16 protein-coding genes are annotated in these 17,103 nt (G+C 46.2%); 13 read left to right on the forward strand and 3 right to left on the reverse strand.

What is annotated here, in order from left to right; translation table 11 throughout:
* The first annotated feature begins 87 nt into the window (after positions 1 to 87).
* Complete coding sequence (locus MUN34_RS14505) at positions 88 to 351, forward strand: hypothetical protein (RefSeq protein ID WP_026829211.1); 264 nt, start codon at positions 88 to 90, stop codon at positions 349 to 351.
* A gap of 70 nt (positions 352 to 421) precedes the next feature.
* Here MUN34_RS14505 and MUN34_RS14510 read toward each other — a convergent pair whose 3' ends face one another.
* Complete coding sequence (locus MUN34_RS14510) at positions 422 to 1,333, reverse strand: hypothetical protein (protein WP_026829210.1); 912 nt, start codon at positions 1,331 to 1,333, stop codon at positions 422 to 424.
* A gap of 186 nt (positions 1,334 to 1,519) precedes the next feature.
* Here MUN34_RS14510 and nfsA point away from each other — a divergent pair, with 186 nt between their 5' ends.
* From nfsA to MUN34_RS14535, 5 genes are all read left to right on the forward strand, one after another.
* Entirely contained in the window at positions 1,520 to 2,266 is a 747-nt protein-coding gene (nfsA, locus tag MUN34_RS14515) for an oxygen-insensitive NADPH nitroreductase (RefSeq protein ID WP_026829209.1), read from the forward strand.
* A gap of 14 nt (positions 2,267 to 2,280) precedes the next feature.
* Positions 2,281 to 3,504, forward strand: a complete 1,224-nt coding sequence (locus tag MUN34_RS14520; RefSeq protein ID WP_026829208.1) for an LCP family protein — start codon at positions 2,281 to 2,283, stop codon at positions 3,502 to 3,504.
* Between the two features lie 79 nt (positions 3,505 to 3,583).
* Positions 3,584 to 4,294 carry an SDR family oxidoreductase gene (locus MUN34_RS14525; protein WP_026829207.1) on the forward strand — a complete coding sequence of 237 codons (711 nt, stop codon included), beginning with the start codon at positions 3,584 to 3,586 and terminating at the stop codon, positions 4,292 to 4,294.
* A gap of 240 nt (positions 4,295 to 4,534) precedes the next feature.
* Positions 4,535 to 5,080, forward strand: coding sequence for a TlpA family protein disulfide reductase (locus MUN34_RS14530; RefSeq protein WP_247858171.1), 546 nt, complete (start codon positions 4,535 to 4,537; stop codon positions 5,078 to 5,080).
* A 4-nt stretch (positions 5,081 to 5,084) separates the two neighbouring features.
* Complete coding sequence (locus tag MUN34_RS14535) at positions 5,085 to 5,534, forward strand: hypothetical protein (protein WP_247858172.1); 450 nt, start codon at positions 5,085 to 5,087, stop codon at positions 5,532 to 5,534.
* Between the two features lie 88 nt (positions 5,535 to 5,622).
* On the opposite strand, the gene MUN34_RS14540 is transcribed toward MUN34_RS14535, so the two are convergent.
* Both MUN34_RS14540 and nhaC read right to left on the reverse strand, forming a co-directional pair.
* Positions 5,623 to 5,832, reverse strand: coding sequence for a DUF3006 domain-containing protein (locus MUN34_RS14540; RefSeq protein WP_026829204.1), 210 nt, complete (start codon positions 5,830 to 5,832; stop codon positions 5,623 to 5,625).
* 259 nt (positions 5,833 to 6,091) lie between these two features.
* On the reverse strand, positions 6,092 to 7,465 hold the full coding sequence (gene nhaC, locus MUN34_RS14545) for a Na+/H+ antiporter NhaC (protein WP_247858173.1): 1,374 nt from the start codon (positions 7,463 to 7,465) through the stop codon (positions 6,092 to 6,094).
* 486 nt (positions 7,466 to 7,951) lie between these two features.
* Here nhaC and argC point away from each other — a divergent pair, with 486 nt between their 5' ends.
* From argC to argF, 7 genes are read left to right on the forward strand one after another with little or no spacing between them, the layout of a single operon-like run.
* Entirely contained in the window at positions 7,952 to 8,983 is a 1,032-nt protein-coding gene (argC, locus tag MUN34_RS14550; protein ID WP_026829202.1) for an N-acetyl-gamma-glutamyl-phosphate reductase, read from the forward strand.
* A 14-nt stretch (positions 8,984 to 8,997) separates the two neighbouring features.
* Positions 8,998 to 10,215 carry a bifunctional glutamate N-acetyltransferase/amino-acid acetyltransferase ArgJ gene (argJ, locus tag MUN34_RS14555; protein WP_282104411.1) on the forward strand — a complete coding sequence of 406 codons (1,218 nt, stop codon included), beginning with the start codon at positions 8,998 to 9,000 and terminating at the stop codon, positions 10,213 to 10,215.
* Entirely contained in the window at positions 10,212 to 10,985 is a 774-nt protein-coding gene (argB, locus tag MUN34_RS14560) for an acetylglutamate kinase (RefSeq protein ID WP_026829200.1), read from the forward strand. The genes argJ and argB overlap by 4 nt, the downstream gene beginning before the upstream one ends.
* On the forward strand, positions 10,951 to 12,093 hold the full coding sequence (locus MUN34_RS14565; RefSeq protein ID WP_247858175.1) for an acetylornithine transaminase: 1,143 nt from the start codon (positions 10,951 to 10,953) through the stop codon (positions 12,091 to 12,093). Before argB ends, MUN34_RS14565 begins: the two co-directional genes overlap by 35 nt.
* Positions 12,090 to 13,145, forward strand: a complete 1,056-nt coding sequence (locus tag MUN34_RS14570; protein ID WP_247858176.1) for a carbamoyl phosphate synthase small subunit — start codon at positions 12,090 to 12,092, stop codon at positions 13,143 to 13,145. Before MUN34_RS14565 ends, MUN34_RS14570 begins: the two co-directional genes overlap by 4 nt.
* Positions 13,132 to 16,164: a carbamoyl-phosphate synthase (glutamine-hydrolyzing) large subunit gene (carB, locus tag MUN34_RS14575; protein ID WP_247858177.1), complete on the forward strand. Its 3,033-nt coding sequence runs from the start codon at positions 13,132 to 13,134 to the stop codon at positions 16,162 to 16,164. Before MUN34_RS14570 ends, carB begins: the two co-directional genes overlap by 14 nt.
* Entirely contained in the window at positions 16,161 to 17,099 is a 939-nt protein-coding gene (gene argF / locus MUN34_RS14580) for an ornithine carbamoyltransferase (RefSeq protein ID WP_247858178.1), read from the forward strand. The genes carB and argF overlap by 4 nt, the downstream gene beginning before the upstream one ends.
* Positions 17,100 to 17,103 lie beyond the last annotated feature (4 nt).

Genomic DNA, 17,103 nt, shown 5'->3' on the forward strand with positions numbered 1-17,103 from the left:
TGAAAGCCAGTACGTGAATTATAACAAATTAATGGTATATAAATGGTTTTTATTGAAATTAAAGGTAAATAATTAGGCGGTGATGAGATGGCGAAACTGCTGATGGCGTTAGGTCTTTTTTGGATCTTGATCGGCATGAATCCTGTTCAAGCACAGGAAATCGAAAAAAAAGATGCAACAGTCCGGGAATCCACTACGTACGGCAGCTATGGGACGATGGATGAGATTATCACGGATCAAAAAGAGCCGACCTATGATGGGTTCGACTCACCGAATGACATGGCTTTTTTATTCGCCTGCATTGCTTTACTTGCAACAGTCGGATTAGGAATCGTGAATGCTACAGATTAAAGGAAAAAGACGATAGGTTCTCGGGGCTTGCCGAAGAACGTTTCGTCTTTTTTAATGGATTTTTTTTACTTTAAAAATGAATGTGTTTCCGTCGCCCGACCCGTTCGATTCGGTCATGTTCGTCATTTAATCCGGCTTGTTCAAGCAAATCCAGATAATACCGGAAGGGTGTCGAACGATGTGAAAAATAAGGGATATATTCCGTAAACAGCATTGCTTCAGCACGTTCGAGTTCGCGTAAGGCGATTAAGGCATGCAGTTCAGCAAAACGTATCTCTTGATATAACACGAGAACATCCGCGTCAATCCGGACTTTCATCTGGAGTTTCTTCGCATGTGTGTTCAGCAATGCGACATAGGATTCCCGTTCACTCACATTCGTGCAATGTGTGAGGACGGCGAGGAAGAGGTCACTTCGCTCCGTGTCGACATCGATGGGCACCTTGACGGCGGTATAGATGGCACGTTGCATCCAAGACTGGTCTGATGCATCAAGTTTGTAATAACCGACCAGTTCTTCGAACAATTCCACTTGCGTGACTTTAATCAGCCGGAAGGGATCATTACTTAAGAAAAGCGGTTCTTCTCCAGCAGCTGAGGAGAGTAAAAAAAAGAATTCCTCAAAAGCAACCCGTGTTCCATTTTTTCGACCGATATAATGCCGTAAGTGTTTTAGCAGGCGTTTCGCAGTCACATACCAGTTTTTTTGTTCGCGTATGGAGACGAGCTCATTTGGCTCCAAATAGTGTAAATCATAAGCAAGTTGGATGAATTGTTCCGTTTGCTCGATGGTTTGTTCAACGGTCGGTTGGTCGTGTTCTTTTTGTAGTCCTTTATACTTAGCAAACTGGGATAACATCAAATCAAGGTCTTTTTCTTCGATGACTTGTTTGGGAAGCTGGCGATAGATTTCTACGATGATGTCGCGAAGGGTCGTATCGCCATATTGTTCAAGTAAAAGACGGAGCTTACGAATTCTCATGATCGCCCTCCTTCGCCAAAAAGACACAACATTAGTTTTATCCTTTTCCCGATTTTTTTAAGAAGTAACCGACAGTGGGCGGAAATAACAGACGATTGTTTGTGAACATGGATATCTAACATTTGCACTTACTTAAATGTTTGCCTATCGTTAAGAGAATCATTAACCAAAAGGGAGCGATTATTCATGAATGAAACAATCGAACAGTTACTTAACCACCGGTCTATCCGTAAATTCAAGCCCCATCAATTAAATCAAGAGACAATTGAGACGCTCGTTCGTTCTGCGCAGTCGGCTTCTACATCTTCTTATCAGCAGGCCTATGCCATCATCGGCGTCGAAGACGAAGGGCTGAAACAACAGTTAGTAGACGTGGCGAGCGGTCAATCATATGTCGCGGAGAACAGTTACTTTTTCGTTTTTTGTATCGATTATCATAAACATATCCTGGCAGCAGAAATTGCATCCGGTTCCGTCGAGCGGACGGTCGAAACGACGGAAGCGTTGATTGTCGGCGCGGTCGATGCCGGTTTAGCTGCTCAAAACCTAGTCATTGCAGCAGAATCATTAGGATACGGGACCGTCTACATCGGTTCGCTACGAAATGATGCGGTCAAAGTGAGTGAACTGCTTGCGTTGCCGAACCACGTCGTTCCATTATTTGGAGTCGCAGTAGGAATTCCCGATCAACAGCCGGGGAAAAAACCCCGCCTTCCGATGGATGCGGTCTTCCACCGGAATACGTATACTAATGACGACACGATGCGCCAATTGTTGTCACAGTATGAGAATGAAACGTCTGCGTACTACGGAGAACGGACGGATGGACGCCGGACGGAAGGCTGGGTCTATCAGATGGCTGCTTCGATGAAGGAGCCGAAACGGACGTATATGCGTGACTTTTTACAGGAAAAACATTTAGCTCGAGATTGATACGGAGGTAACCTATGGAAGAATTTCATTCGGGACGTTCTCGTCTAGAACGCAGACGTCAGGAAGAGCTGCGTGAATCAGAAAAAATGGAGCAGGAAAAAGCCTCACGGGAATCCGTGGATCCACCTCATGAAAACGAACTGTCTGCCAGTCAGCGGTATTTAGACGAACCGTTGGGATGGTCACGCGCGCAGGAGGCTGCTCCTGAAAAAGCATCCAATACAAAACGCATGAAATCGGGCGCCGGAACCATCCTGCGTTCGGGAACGCGATTAGTCAGTTTAGCCTTGAATCGTTTTAGCCAACGCCGTGCGTCAAGAAGCAGCAGAACTAAAGAACCGGCGCGTGAGGCTGGATCTGATCAGCGGTTGAAAAAACAGCCGGTTCCAAAAAAGAAACGTCGATTCAAATCAAAGCTGATTGGTTTCTTATTACTTGTCGTGATTGCGGCCATCATCTTTGGATCACAACCGTTTACGTTTCTTCTGATCGGGAGTGACGCGCGACCGGGAGAATCACTGCGTGGTTCGAGGTCGGATTCACTGTCCGTCATGCAATTCGTACCGCTCTCGCGGACGATTCAATTGACGTCGATTCCTCGGGATACGTATACACCGATTGATTGTGAAAACGGGAAAAAAGATAAAATTACTCATGCGTTCGCTTACGGTGGCGAAGACTGTACGAGTAGTGCGGTCAGTGGACTTCTGGATCAAGACATCGACAGTAAGATTGTCATTTCGTTTGACAGCTTCATCGGATTGATTGATGAAATCGGAGGAGTCGATTTAGTCTCGACGGGAACATTCTCGGAACAAGATGCGAGTGGCAAAGCCAATCAGTATTCATTCCAAAAGGGAAAAGAATATCATATGGACGGGGCGATGGCATTAGCCTATTCCCGTCATCGTAAAACGGATACGGACGTAGCACGGGCGAATCGTCAATCGGAAGTCATTCAAGCAGTGGCGACGCATTTGATGAAACCGACGGGCTGGTCCAGTATTCCCGGAGCGAACCGTTATATGAAGGAAGAAATGAATTTAGATGTCAGTGTCCGTCAAATGATGGCAGCCGGTTTGTCACTTGCTTTGCTTTCGGAACGGGAACACCTTGAAGTGGAAGGTGTCAGTGAGCGGATGAATGGTATCTTCTACGATTTCCCGAAGGAAAAAGAACTGAAGGAATTACGTGCGAAGCTCGATACGACGTTTTACGGGACACTAAAAAACGATTAATTTTTCAAAACGGGTTTGTTCTTTCTCGAACAGTGGAAATTAGTAAAGGTGACTAATCTATCGAGGAGGGACCTATCATATGAAAGTATTAGTTGTAGGTGCATCAGGTACAATCGGAGCTCGTGTCGTCAAGTCGCTCGCAAAAGGTCATCAAGTTACGGTCATCGTCCGTCATCAACACCTGGTGGAACGATTTGAGAAACTTGGTGTCAAGGCGCACTATGTCGATATCGAAACAGAACTCGAAAAGGTCATCGAACAGGGTGTTGCCGGTCAAGATGCTGTCATTTGTGCAGCGACGGCTGGTGTTGACGGCGAACCGACTGAAGTCGAGTTACTCGACCGGACGGTTGCTTTAAAAACGATTGATGCTGCGAAAAAGGCGCGTGTTCGTCATTTTGTCCTCCTCAGTGCCTATGGTGCGGATCGTCCAAATCAGTTCAAAAAAGAAATGTATCCGTTTTATGCTGCTAAAAATGCAGCGGAAGAACAGATTGAACATAGCGGACTCACGTACACCATCATTTGTCCGGTTAACGTCGTTGACGGCGAAGGGCGCGGATTAATTGAAGCAGATGAAGACTTAAAGGATGTTAAGGAAGCGACGATTTCCGAAACGGATGTTGCGTCAATCCTGGTCGCTGCTCTTGACAATCGATCCGTCTTCAACCGCCGCCTGGAAGTTAAAGAAGGTAAAACATCGTTAAATGAAGCGCTTGGTGGAGATGAAGCCGTTGGAAGCGTCAAGGACAACCGCCAAGTGAAAAAACAATTACCGCGTTATAATTAATCGAACGATATAATAATGCATTGAATGTGTAGGATCTTAAAAAAAGACCGGACGGATTCGAAAGCCGGTCTTCATCAGGAGACAGGAGTTGGAGAATATCCAGCTCCTGTTTTTTTTTGTACGGGAAAACGATATGAGATCGGTCAGAGGTAACAATAAGACAGCGTCAGTCTACCTTTTTTGTCACAATTCAAGCGGACGATTCTGCTACACTGGATACATAGAGGAGTGACGAAATCAGTGAAAAAATATGTAATGTACCTGGTGGCGGCAATAATCATTTCAGGGATTGCCTATACGAGTTATAGCGCGTACCAGACCAAACAAAACCAACAACAAATCCAAGCGAAACAACAAGCAGAAGGTGGGCTCGAAACAGGAATGAAAGCGCCTGACCTCGAAATAGAACAAGACGGTCAATTGATTCAGTTGTCTGATTTGACGAATCAACTCATCGTCATCAATTTTTGGGCCACCTGGTGTCCTCCATGTCAGCAGGAAATACCGGAATTGAATGCTTTCGCCAAGTCAACATCGATTCCGGTGTATGGGATCAATGTGACGACTGCAGAAAGACGATTGAGTGACGTGGAGCAGTTTTTGAAAAAAACACCTATTACGTACTCAGTACTTTACGATACAAAAGGACAATCAGAGAAAACGTATCAACTAGTGGCGATGCCAGCTACTTATATTATTGACGAAAAAGGGACGATTGTCGGGAAGCATGTAGGACCAGTCACGGAAGAAATGTTGAAAGAGATGGTGCGGAAGATCGGAGGATAACCGGATGGAGTTATATTGTGCGGTGTGTACGTATCGCCAAGTCATCGAAATCGGCCAGCAAGAAGAATGGAAAGGATTTCCGTCCGTGTTGACATACGGCATGGAAAATTACGCATCAGCATTACCTTTTTTATTCGTTCCACCGTACCAAGAGCCGCTCGTCAGTCGTCAAAAAATTGATGACCGGATTCGGGCAGATTTGATTCGAACGTACCACGCCCACATCGATGAGATTGAGGACGGATGGGTACCGCATCAATATGATGTATTTCAGTGTCCGACATGTCAACAAATCTCAACACGATTTTGGTGTGCCTTGTTTTTGAGGTCGTCCATCATTGAACCAATCCATCGGTGTGAACAAGACAACTCGGTGTTGGTTCGACTTTCTCTAGATGAGATCACACGAACATCCTGTCCAAACTGTGCTGAACAGACGCTCCATATCCGTTGAACGTACAAAAGCCATCTGTCGCAAGAAACGACTATTCGAGACAATGTGTCTGTTAGTCATTTTAAGCGGTCAGATGGCTTTTTAAGAGTCAACCCATTTGCCGAAACGAAAACGTTTGAAAGGAAGACTGGGTAGAGCTTGTTGCATCAATTGAGTAATTTGATCCGTCGAATAATATTGTGTCACCAAGCCTTGCTTCAGTAGGCAAATAGCGACGGGGGATGAAACTTGAACCGTTCTCCCAGAGAAGAACAGCATATTTGCCATCAAGCCGTTCCAGTGTGCCACGTTTGATCATAATCGAACTCCTCCTACAAAATTACATCGAACGCATCCTCAGGGTCAGGTGCAAGTTTCTCTTTTTATAATTCGCTGTAATTTTTTAATCTTATGTTTGGTATATTCCCATTTCCTTTTGACTTTACACATATTTATTTGCAATTGCTGAATTCTGTACAATATTTGTCAAACAAAATGAACATGAATATATTTTTAAATCATTTCCCGATAAAAAAAGCAGAACTGAAAAATCAGTTCTGCCCGATGAAAGGTATGATTTAAGCCACCAGATTTTCGGCAACTTTTTTAGTGGGACGAGTAAATGCAAAAACAAAGGTGAAGAAAGGTGAAAGCAATAAGAAAAAGGCAAATGGCACATATGCGGTGACAGGAACACCGAGCGTTGATGCGAAGAAGGCACCGGACACTCCCCAGGGAATCAACGGATTCACAAGAGTTCCCCCGTCTTCCAGGGCTCGTGAGAGGAAGCGCAGATCAATCGAACGATCTTCAAAAATCTTTTTGAACGCTTGTCCGGGCAACAAAATCGACAAGTACTGTTCACCTGCCATGAAATTGACCCCAATCGAAGCGAGAGCAGCCGATGAGATAATGCTGCCATCTCGTTTTAATTTTGAAACCGTTTTTTCAATGATGACATCGATGACGCCAATTCCACGAAGGACGCCCCCGAAAGCCAGAGCAAGCATGACAAGCGAGACGGACCACATCATCGACTGGAGACCACCTTTGCTGACGATGCTCGCGACCGTATTATTGTCTGTTTCGATTTTCAGACCATTTTGAATGACGCTCATCCATTGTCCGATGTTCCAGTTGCCCTGTGTTAATCCCGTCAACAACAGACCGCTCATAACTCCGGCAATCAAAGTCGGAACGACAGGAGTTTTGCGTAATGCAAGGATCATCACCAGTAAAGGTGACAATAGTGTCCATGGTGAAAGATTGAACAGACGCGCTAACTCTTGTTGCGTGGACCCGATGGTTTGCGAATCGATTGCACCATTTCCCTGTCCGAAGATGAAGAACAGAATGAAAGTAATCGTAATGGCGGGTACTGTCGTTCCCATCATAAAACGGATATGATCAAAGACAGAGACATTGACGATTCCGGGTGCGAAATTCGTTGTGTCTGATAACGGAGACATCTTATCTCCGAAACAGGCACCGCTGATGATGGCACCGGCGGCAAGAGCAGGATCAACGCCAAGCGCCACTGCAATTCCCATCAAAGCAACACCGACCGTACCGATTGTTGTAAACGAACTCCCTGTAAACGTAGAAACAATCATCGTAATGATTAAAGCACTTGGTGCAAACCATGTTGCAGAAAGTGTTTCAAGTCCGTAGTGGAGGAGTGTCGGAACAGCTCCGCTCATCATCCAGACAGCAATCGTCATACCGACAAGTAACATAATCAAGATCGGTTTGATCGCTTCACGAATTCCATTGATCATATGTTGTTCCAGTTGTTCGTACTCAAAACCACGAAAAGCGGCATAAGCTACGACAAAAATCAGACTGGATAATATAGCGAGATGCGGTTCGGCTTTGGCACCGAATATGACAGATAATAATACAATGATACTAACTCCTAGGACAGCTGCGGATTCACGAAAGGATATACGCATGCTTCCACCTCCTTAATTCTATGTTGCGTTTATGCTTGTTTGCTTTTACGTGCGAAAGTAAAGAACAGTTGTTATGTTAACGGATATGAATTCATTCGTCAACTATCTGAATTTGATCGGAATATATAAAAATGTGACGACTTTTTGTCGTAAACGCTTTCTTTTTTATCGGAAATCTTGCACAATAGGAAATAAGAGATGTCGATTTTGTGAACAGGAGGGAATACATATGTTTACTGCAATTTTTGTCGTGGTCGTTGCATTAATGGGAGCCAGTGTTTATGGAATTGATCACATGGTCGCTCAGAAAGCGGAAAAAAGATAACTTGATTTTTGATAAAAAAGGATTTGATCAGTCACATCTATTGAGATGTCATTGATCAAATCCTTTTTTTATATGCTAAAAATAAATAAAAATACATTTGACAGTATGAATATACATATGTTTAAATCGAGTTATCATTTAAGGGCAAAGGGGTTTCGACGATGAAATGTACGATTGTAGGTGCGACCGGATATGCTGCGATTGAGCTGATACGACTGATTGAATTACATCCTCATTTGGAAATCGTCTCATTGATCAGCGATTCGCAGACCGATCAGGAAATGAATCAGTTATACAGTTTTATGAATAAAAAACAGTTTCCGGTACTGACAGCTTTCTCATTGGAACAGATTGAAGCAGTTGAAACCGATCTTTTATTTTTGGCAACGCCAAGCGGAATTTCTACGAAATATCTAAAACAGTTACATGACTGGAAAGGAACAGTCATCGACTTGAGTGGAGACTTACGTCTTGAAAAAGCATTGTACGAAAAATGGTATCCCCATGAAGGAGTCGATTCGGACCTTCAAAAAAAAGCAACCTACGGACTGACGGAATGGAAGCGGGATCAGATTAAGGACAGTCGTTTGATTGCCAATCCGGGTTGTTATGCAACGGCCATCTTACTTGGCTTACTACCGTTATTAGAAGAACACGTAATTGATCCGTCGCAAATCATCATTCATGCAAGCTCTGGATTATCAGGTGCAGGAAAAACGTTGACGGAACAAACACACCATGTCCGGTCGAGTGAAAATGTCAGATTGTACAAAATGAATCAACATCAACATATTCCGGAAATTGAATCCATTGCTGAAGAGATTACCGGACACAAAATCACTGTGTCTCTCGCGACTTATCTAGTACCGCTCAATCGCGGGATCATGGCGACGATGACGTTACAACCCCTCGTCGAAAAAACGGAAACGCAGTGGCGAACATGGTTCAGTGAAAAATATAAAGAAGAACCATTTATCCGCGTCGGACAAGCCGATCCGGAAATCAAATCGGCAGCCGGAAGCAACTATTGTGATCTTTCGGTTTACCTGGATACACGTACAGGAAGACTGACGGTCGTATCCGTCCTTGATAACATGCAAAAAGGCGCAGCGGGACAAGCGGTCCAAAATGCCAATTTGATTAGTGGATATCCAGAAACACTAGGTCTGACACAACAGCCATTCTTTATATAGAGGGGATCATGACTATGTTAAATATACAACTGACATCACCATTAACCGTGACAACACCAAAAGGATTTAAGGCGACAGGAATACATGTCGGACTCAGACGCAAACGGAAAGATTTAGCGCTTTTGTTATGTGAAGCGGGTGCCGATGCCGCAGCGGTCTACACGACCAATCAGGTCCAGGCAGCACCGATTACGGTGACGAAACAGGCGATGGCAACATCAGGCGGAAAAGTCCATGCCGTTTTAGTCAACAGCGGGAATGCCAATGCCTGTACAGGGCAACTCGGACTCGAACATGCCTATGCTTCGCAACAAGCTGTTGCCGATCAGTTTCAATTGGCTCAGGAACACGTCGTCATCGCTTCGACCGGTATCATCGGACAGCCGCTCGCTATCGATACGTTACTTCAAGGGGTCGAACAGTTGCAGCCGGACAAAGGCGAAGAGAAAGCTGACGATTTTGCACTGGCTATTTTAACGACCGATACAGGTACGAAAACAGCCGGGCGCCAAGTCTGGTTAAATGGAGAACTGGTTTCGGTCTGCGGGGTTGCGAAGGGTTCGGGCATGATTCATCCGAATATGGCAACGATGCTTGGATTTTTAACGACCGATGCCTCAATTCCTTCTCCGTTATTACAGGATACCTTGAAATCTGCAGTCAACCGGACGTTTAACTGTATCACCGTCGATGGTGACAGCTCGACGAATGATATGGTGATGATTCTTGCGAGCGGGGCCGCACAATCACAGTCACTCCAACCGGGAACAGACGAACTGGCACAATTCCAACAAGCAGTTGAGGAAGTATGCCAAGACTTGGCGAAACAAATTGCACGTGACGGTGAAGGGGCGACGAAGCTGATTGAAGTCAACGTTCATGGTACGGCAAATGAATGGATTGCCCGGAAAATTGCCAAACAGATCGTAGGATCTTCACTCGTGAAAACAGCGATTTTTGGAGAAGATGCGAACTGGGGACGAATCATCGCAGCCGTCGGCAGTATCGATGAGCCGATTGATGTCGGACAAATTGATATCCGGATCGGCTCCCAGTGGGTCCTGCGTCACAGTATGCCGATTTTATTTGATGAATCGTTAGCGTCGCGAGAACTCGCACAAGAGGTTGTTGAAATCGAAGTACATTTAAATCAAGGACCTGCCAGTGGTTATGCTTTTGGTTGTGACTTGACGTATGACTATATCAAAATCAATGCGAGTTACCGGACATGACGAAACGTAAATTAATCAAACTGGGCGGAAGTGTCTTCGAACAATTGGATCCACGCTATTACGAAGAATGGAACCAATGGATTGCAGCAAAAAATGAATTGATCATCCTCCATGGTGGTGGTCCGGCCTTATCAGCCTACTGTCAGCAAATGAACATTAAAGCCGAATTCAAAAACGGTATCCGGATGACGACGGAACAGGTTCTGTTGGGAGCGGAACGGGTGCTTGGAGGAGAAGTACAATCAAAAATCGTCTATACCCTGAATGGAAATGGACTGCCGGCAATTGGTTTGACCGGAATTGACGGAGCCAGTATCCGTGGGGAGCATCAACCGGCGTTCGGAGCAGTCGGACAAGTGACACAGATTAATCCGAAGTTGTTTACTACATTGATGGGATCGGGATTCATCCCCGTCGTTACCTCATTGATTACAGGGACGAACGGAACATTGAATTGTAATGGAGACACGTGTGCGATTGCATTAGCTGAGGGACTCGCTGTTGATGAATTCGAATTGTTGACAGATGTATCCGGTGTCCGGCTGAATGGAACGTTTCAGGCAGAGGTGACGGTTGCAGAACTGGAAGCAGGAATCGAATCGACGGAAATCAATGGTGGAATGATTCCCAAGGTCGAAGCAGTCATCGAAGCGGTCCGACAAGGAATACATCAGGTCAAGATTCGTTCCGGACACGACGTGACGAACCAGGGGACATGGATCAAGGAGGAAACCAATGAGTGCTTTACTACCGACGTATTTACGTCATGATATCGAATTAGTCGAAGGAAATGGATCGTTCGTCCAGGATACGACGGGCAAAACCTACTTGGATTTCACGATGGGAATTGCCGTCTGTAACACCGGTCATCGTCATCCGCATGTGGAACAAGCATTACAAGAACAACTCCAAAAATTATGGCATACGTCCAATTTATTTATCAGCAGTAAACAGGAACGAGTAGCGGCGATGTTGACGGAAAATAGTCATTTGAGCCATGTCTTCTTTTGTAATAGTGGGGCAGAAGCAAATGAAGGGGCATTTAAGCTAATCCGGAAATGGACGCAAAAAAAAGAAATCCTGACGTTTAGTCAGTCCTTTCACGGGAGAACCTTCGCCATGATGGGAGCAACGGGTCAAGACAAGATTAAAACTGGGTTTGGAGAGATGGTTCCTGATTTTAAGCATCTGATTTTTAATGATTTCGACAGTCTTGAAATGATTACGGACCAAACTGCTGCCGTTTGGCTTGAAGTCATCCAAGGAGAAGGCGGAGTGATCGTAGCGGAGGATGTCTGGTTAGCGAAATTGATGGAACAGGCACGGAAGTTTGATGTCAAGGTAGTCATCGATGAAGTGCAGACAGGTATCGGACGCACCGGATCGCGGTTTGCTTTTGAACAGACGCCGTTAAAGCCGGACATCATTACCGTGGCAAAAGGTCTCGGAAGTGGCTTCCCGGTCGGAGCCATCATCACGACACCGGAAGCAACAGCGATTTTCACACCGGGTACGCACGGATCGACATTCGGAGGGAATCCATTGGCGATGGCGGCGGCGGAAGCGACACTGGATTTGTTGTTAGACAACGAACAAATGAAACAAGTTCAACTAAAAGGACTTTATTTGATACAACAACTGAATCAATTGCCGAAGACGATGGTTCGGGACATCCGCGGACGAGGACTGATGATTGGGATTGAATTTCATGAACCGGTTTCACCGCTCATCACGGCATTACAACAATCCGGAATGCTCGTCGTCAGCGCAGGACCGAACGTCATTCGATTGTTACCCTCTTTGTTCGTTACCGAACAGGAGCTCGATTTGGCTGTCGAAAAAATCAAGTCAGTATGTCAACAGGAGGTCATGATGTGAAAGGGTTAGGTGCATTAAAATTAGCGGATGGACAAGTATATCCCGGTGAGTTCATAGGGACTTCGTCCGTTCAAGGAGAAGTCGTATTTTTTACAGGAATGACCGGTTATCAAGAAGTGCTGACCGATCCTTCCTATCGGGGACAAATCATTGTTTTTACCTATCCGCTCATTGGACAATATGGAATTTCAGAGCAGGATTCAGAAAGTCGTCAGATTCAAGTATCCGGCGTAGTCGTTCAGACGTTGGCAAACAACGGATTACGGTCAGACTTGGCTGATTGGTTGGCAGCATCGGATGTACCGGTTTTGACTCAAGTCGATACGCGGGCACTGGTTCACCATTTGCGTAATCATGGTGATCAAATCGGTACTGTCACAAACGGTGCTTCACCTGTTCAGGAACAGTCGAACTTGATTGCGGCCGTCTCGACGAAAAAGCCGGTGACACACCAAACCAATCACGAAGCCGGACATATAGTCTGTCTCGACTACGGAGTTAAAAAATCGATGATTGAGGCGTTACAAGCACGTCGGATGAAAGTGACGGTCGTTCCTTTTGATACGCCGAAGTTGGTCATCGACGGATTGAAGCCCGATGGTTTACTTTTCTCGAATGGACCGGGAAATCCGAGTCAGCTCGATCATTTGATTCCTGAAATCAAGGAACTGGCGCTCACTTATCCGACGCTCGGCATCTGTATGGGGCATCAACTGATTGCTAAAGCATTTGGGTGTCAAATCGAAAAGCAACATCATGGTCACCGTGGAGCCAATCATCCTGTCCGTCAGGTAAAGACCGGACGTGTCTTCATGACATCACAAAACCATGGTTATGTCGTCCAAGCGGACAGTGTCCAAAAATCCGAATTGGATGTCGCGTATGAGCACATCAACGATGGTTCGATTGAAGGGCTGTTTCATCCGATACACCCTATTTTGACAGTTCAGTTTCATCCGGAAGCCCATCCCGGTCCACTGGAAGCGATGGTGATATTCGATCAATTCGTCACGAGCATCTTAGAGCAGGAGGTAGCATATGCAGGAACTTAAAAAAGTCCTGGTCATCGGATCAGGCCCAATCGTGATTGGTCAAGCAGCAGAATTTGATTACTCGGGTACACAGGCATGTCAAACACTTCGGGAAGCGGGATGCGAGGTCATGTTGATGAATTCGAATCCGGCTACAATCATGACGGATCCTTCAACAGCGGATCATATCTATATCGAAGCAATGACGCTTGAAAAAGCGACTGCCATTATCAAACGTGAGCGCCCGACCCATTTATTAGCGACGGTTGGCGGACAAACCGCTTTGAATCTTGCTTTATCGCTCGAAGAGGCGGGAGTACTCGAAGAGTATCACGTCGAACTGCTTGGGACATCACTTGAAACCATTCGGGACGGGGAAGACCGCGAACGCTTTAAACAACGGATGCTCGAACTGAATCAACCACTCCCGATCAGTCAAACAATCGAAACATTGGAAGAACTGGAAGGTTTCATGGAACAAGCAGGGGTCCCGCTGGTTGTCCGTCCAGCCTTTACCCTCGGAGGAACCGGAGGCGGCATTGCTCAAACGAAAGCAGATGCCCGCAAACTTGCAGCGAATGGACTCCAGGCCAGTCCGATTTCACAATGTCTCGTCGAAGCCAGCATCGCGGGTTATAAAGAAGTCGAGTACGAAGTGATGCGGGATGCTTTTGATACGACAATTATCGTCTGCAACATGGAAAATATCGACCCGGTCGGCGTGCACACGGGAGATTCTGTCGTCTTCGCACCGATCCAATCGATATCTGATCAAATGAATCAAATCTTACGGACGGCATCGCGGGAAATCGTCTCGGCGCTCGGTGTCATTGGTGGCTGTAATATCCAATTTGCAATCCATCCGACAGAACAGACCTACTATGTCATTGAGGTAAATCCTCGGGTCAGTCGGTCTTCGGCTTTAGCTTCAAAAGCAACGGGTTATCCGATTGCGAAATTAGCGACTCGTCTTGCACTCGGTGAGCGTCTTGATGACTGCATCAATCCGGTGACGAAAGAAACGATGGCCAGTTTCGAGCCGGTCCTGGATTATGTCACAGCTAAAGTTCCTTGTTTCCCGTTCGATCTTTTTCCAGGAAGTGACCGGACGCTTGGTACCCAAATGAAAGCAACTGGGGAGAGCATGGCAATGGGCAAGACACTCGAGGAAGCGTTACAAAAAGCATGGCGGGGTGCCGGAATCGAACAATCCCCTTTATATCCAAATTGGATGAAACAGGCTGGGACGGATGTATTATGGCAGGAAGTCAGCCAAATCACGGACCGTCGGTTGCTAGCGATGTTGGCATTACTCGACCGAAAAGCGACAACGCACCAGGAGTTAGCTGAAAAAACACAGATTCAGTCGTTGTTCATCACGACACTCGAGACGTTGGTCATGACGCAGGAAACGTTGGATCTGGAATCAAAAGAGTCGCTTCAACAAGCAAAACGTTTTGGGTTTACAGACCAGCAGATTGCGCAGATTGTCGGCGTCCCATTGGAAGTCGTGCAACAACAACGGAGTGCTTTTTTGATTCAGCCGAGTTTTCAAATGATCGATACCTGTGGAGCAGAATTTTCAAGTCTGACACCGTACTTTTACGGTAGTTGGTCCGGCCGGACGGAAGTGACTCCGTCCAGCCGGAAAAAAGTTGCCGTTCTCGGCGCCGGACCGATTCGGATCGGACAGGGAATCGAATTCGATTATTGTTCGGTTCATGCTGTTCGTGCTTTACAGAAAGCCGGTTATGAGACGATCATGATTAACAATAATCCGGAAACCGTCTCAACCGACTTTGAAGTCGCGGACCGTCTTTACGTCGAACCGCTGACGATTGAAGATGTTGTTCACGTACTAGAAGCAGAACAATGCCGGCAGGTGCTTGTCCAGTTTGGTGGACAGACAGCCATTACGCTGGCGGCGGAACTCGAACAATTAGGATATCAGCTGTTAGGAACGACGGCAGACACGATCGACGAGATGGAAGACCGTGATCGTTTTTATCAATTTTTGGATCGGTTACAGATTGACCGCATACCGGGCCAGGAAGTTTCAAATTTCGATGAATTGACGGCAATCGTCAAGGAACTGGGTTATCCATTGATGATCCGTCCGTCGTACGTCATTGGCGGAAAAGGGATGCATCGCTTAACAACGGCAACCGATTTAGAGAAATTATTGCCGGAAATAGCGTTTCCGATTTTGGTGGATGCGTACATCGAAGGACAAGAGTTCGAAGTCGATTGTATTTCAGATAAGACGACGACTTACGTGCCGATCATCATGGAACAAATTGAAGCAGCCGGTGTTCATTCTGGCGACTCCACAATGATTTTGCCACCTGTTTCAGCCCCGGCAATCTTACAGGATGAAATCGAACGGATTGCGCAAACCATTGGTCAACACCTGGATTACCAAGGTGCCTTTAACATCCAGTTCGTCGTAAAAAATCAAACCGTCTATGTTCTCGAGATTAATCCGCGGGCGTCACGTACGTTGCCGATCGTCTCGAAGGTGACGGGGCAACCGTTGCTTGAGTGGGCTGTTCAAGCAGCGATCGGGAAGCAGGTTGAGGCCTTGCCGACCACACGGTTGACATTACCGTTCCATGCAGTCAAGACTCCGGTTTTCTCGACACTGAAGTTGCGTGGGGTCGATCCGATGACAGGTCCTGTCATGCGTTCGACCGGGGAAACGTTACAGTGGACGGAAGCAGGATTTGCCAAAGAGCGGTTCGTCTTTGATCAGATGACCAAAGCCGTGATGTCGAAACGCACACATCGTATCTGTGGAGCGGGAACACACATGTGGTCAGACGGAGTTGAACTGGAGCCAGATACCGAGTTTGATATGTGTCTTGTATTCTTTTCAAAAGTAGAAACAGAACGGACACAACGGGAAAAAGCACTTGCTCAAGGGGCGATTGTCATTACTGAAGAACATCTTGCCAACTATTTTGAATCCGTCCAAGCGATACCGATGTGTACCGTGAAACCATTAGCCGAATGGACGACACAAAAGGAGCCGATCCAATGACGACAACACAACGATTAAAACATTTGCTGACACTGGAAGAATTGACAGCGGAAGGACTGACCGATCTGTTAGAACTGGCGAAGGCCGTCAAAGCATCTCCTGCGACTTATGATCAAACACTTGCAGGAAAAAAAGTCGCTTTGCTGTTTGAAAAAGCATCGACGCGTACGCGGATTTCTTTTGAAGTCGGTGTCGTCGAATTGGGTGGACACCCGGTCGTCTTAAATGGATCGGATATGCAAATCGGTCGCGGAGAGTCCCTCAGCGATACGATTCAAGTCATGAGCCGTTATGTCGACGCTTTGATGATCCGGACATTTGCACATGAAACGGTCGAGACATTAGCGGCACACGGGACGATTCCGATTATCAACGGATTGACAGATCTTCATCATCCTTGCCAGGTATTAGCAGATTTACTGACGATTGAAGAACATTTTGGTCAACGTCAAGGGAAGATACTCGCTTATGTCGGGGATGGAAATAACATGGCACACTCGCTGCTTTTAGGAGGGGCGTTAAGTGGAATGACAGTTCGGATTTGTAGTCCAGCGGCTTACGCACCGGATCAAACGATTATTGATCAAGCGAAAGTACTGGCACAAGAGTCAGGCGGCCGGATCGAACAATATACAGATCCTGTTCAAGCAGTTGCGGGAGCGGATGTCATTTACAGTGATGTATTTGCGAGTATGGGACAAGAAGAAGAGTCAGCAGATCGACTAAAAGCGTTCCAAGGATATCAAGTCGATCAAACGTTGTTGATGTCAGCCGCTGACGATGTGATTTTCCTGCACTGTCTTCCGGCGCACCGCGGGGAAGAAGTGACGGCAGAAGTCATTGACGGCAGTCACTCGCTTGTATTTGATCAGGCAGAAAATCGACTCCACGCGCAAAAGGCATTGATGATTGAATTAATCGGAGTAATGAACTGAAACA

This window comes from Exiguobacterium sp. 17-1 (genome assembly GCF_023096305.1).
GTDB lineage: Bacteria > Bacillota > Bacilli > Exiguobacteriales > Exiguobacteriaceae > Exiguobacterium_A > Exiguobacterium_A sibiricum_A.

Excerpts from the sequence above, each read along its gene's own strand:
- MUN34_RS14505 (WP_026829211.1), top strand. The coding sequence starts at position 88 with ATGGCGAAACTGCTGATGGCGTTAGGTCTTTTTTGGATCTTGATCGGC.
- MUN34_RS14510 (WP_026829210.1), bottom strand. The coding sequence starts at position 1,333 with ATGAGAATTCGTAAGCTCCGTCTTTTACTTGAACAATATGGCGATACG.
- nfsA (WP_026829209.1), top strand. The coding sequence starts at position 1,520 with ATGAATGAAACAATCGAACAGTTACTTAACCACCGGTCTATCCGTAAA.
- MUN34_RS14520 (WP_026829208.1), top strand. The coding sequence starts at position 2,281 with ATGGAAGAATTTCATTCGGGACGTTCTCGTCTAGAACGCAGACGTCAG.
- MUN34_RS14525 (WP_026829207.1), top strand. The coding sequence starts at position 3,584 with ATGAAAGTATTAGTTGTAGGTGCATCAGGTACAATCGGAGCTCGTGTC.
- MUN34_RS14535 (WP_247858172.1), top strand. The coding sequence starts at position 5,085 with ATGGAGTTATATTGTGCGGTGTGTACGTATCGCCAAGTCATCGAAATC.
- MUN34_RS14540 (WP_026829204.1), bottom strand. The coding sequence starts at position 5,832 with ATGATCAAACGTGGCACACTGGAACGGCTTGATGGCAAATATGCTGTT.
- nhaC (WP_247858173.1), bottom strand. The coding sequence starts at position 7,465 with ATGCGTATATCCTTTCGTGAATCCGCAGCTGTCCTAGGAGTTAGTATC.
- argC (WP_026829202.1), top strand. The coding sequence starts at position 7,952 with ATGAAATGTACGATTGTAGGTGCGACCGGATATGCTGCGATTGAGCTG.
- argJ (WP_282104411.1), top strand. The coding sequence starts at position 8,998 with ATGTTAAATATACAACTGACATCACCATTAACCGTGACAACACCAAAA.
- argB (WP_026829200.1), top strand. The coding sequence starts at position 10,212 with ATGACGAAACGTAAATTAATCAAACTGGGCGGAAGTGTCTTCGAACAA.
- MUN34_RS14565 (WP_247858175.1), top strand. The coding sequence starts at position 10,951 with ATGAGTGCTTTACTACCGACGTATTTACGTCATGATATCGAATTAGTC.
- carB (WP_247858177.1), top strand. The coding sequence starts at position 13,132 with ATGCAGGAACTTAAAAAAGTCCTGGTCATCGGATCAGGCCCAATCGTG.
- argF (WP_247858178.1), top strand. The coding sequence starts at position 16,161 with ATGACGACAACACAACGATTAAAACATTTGCTGACACTGGAAGAATTG.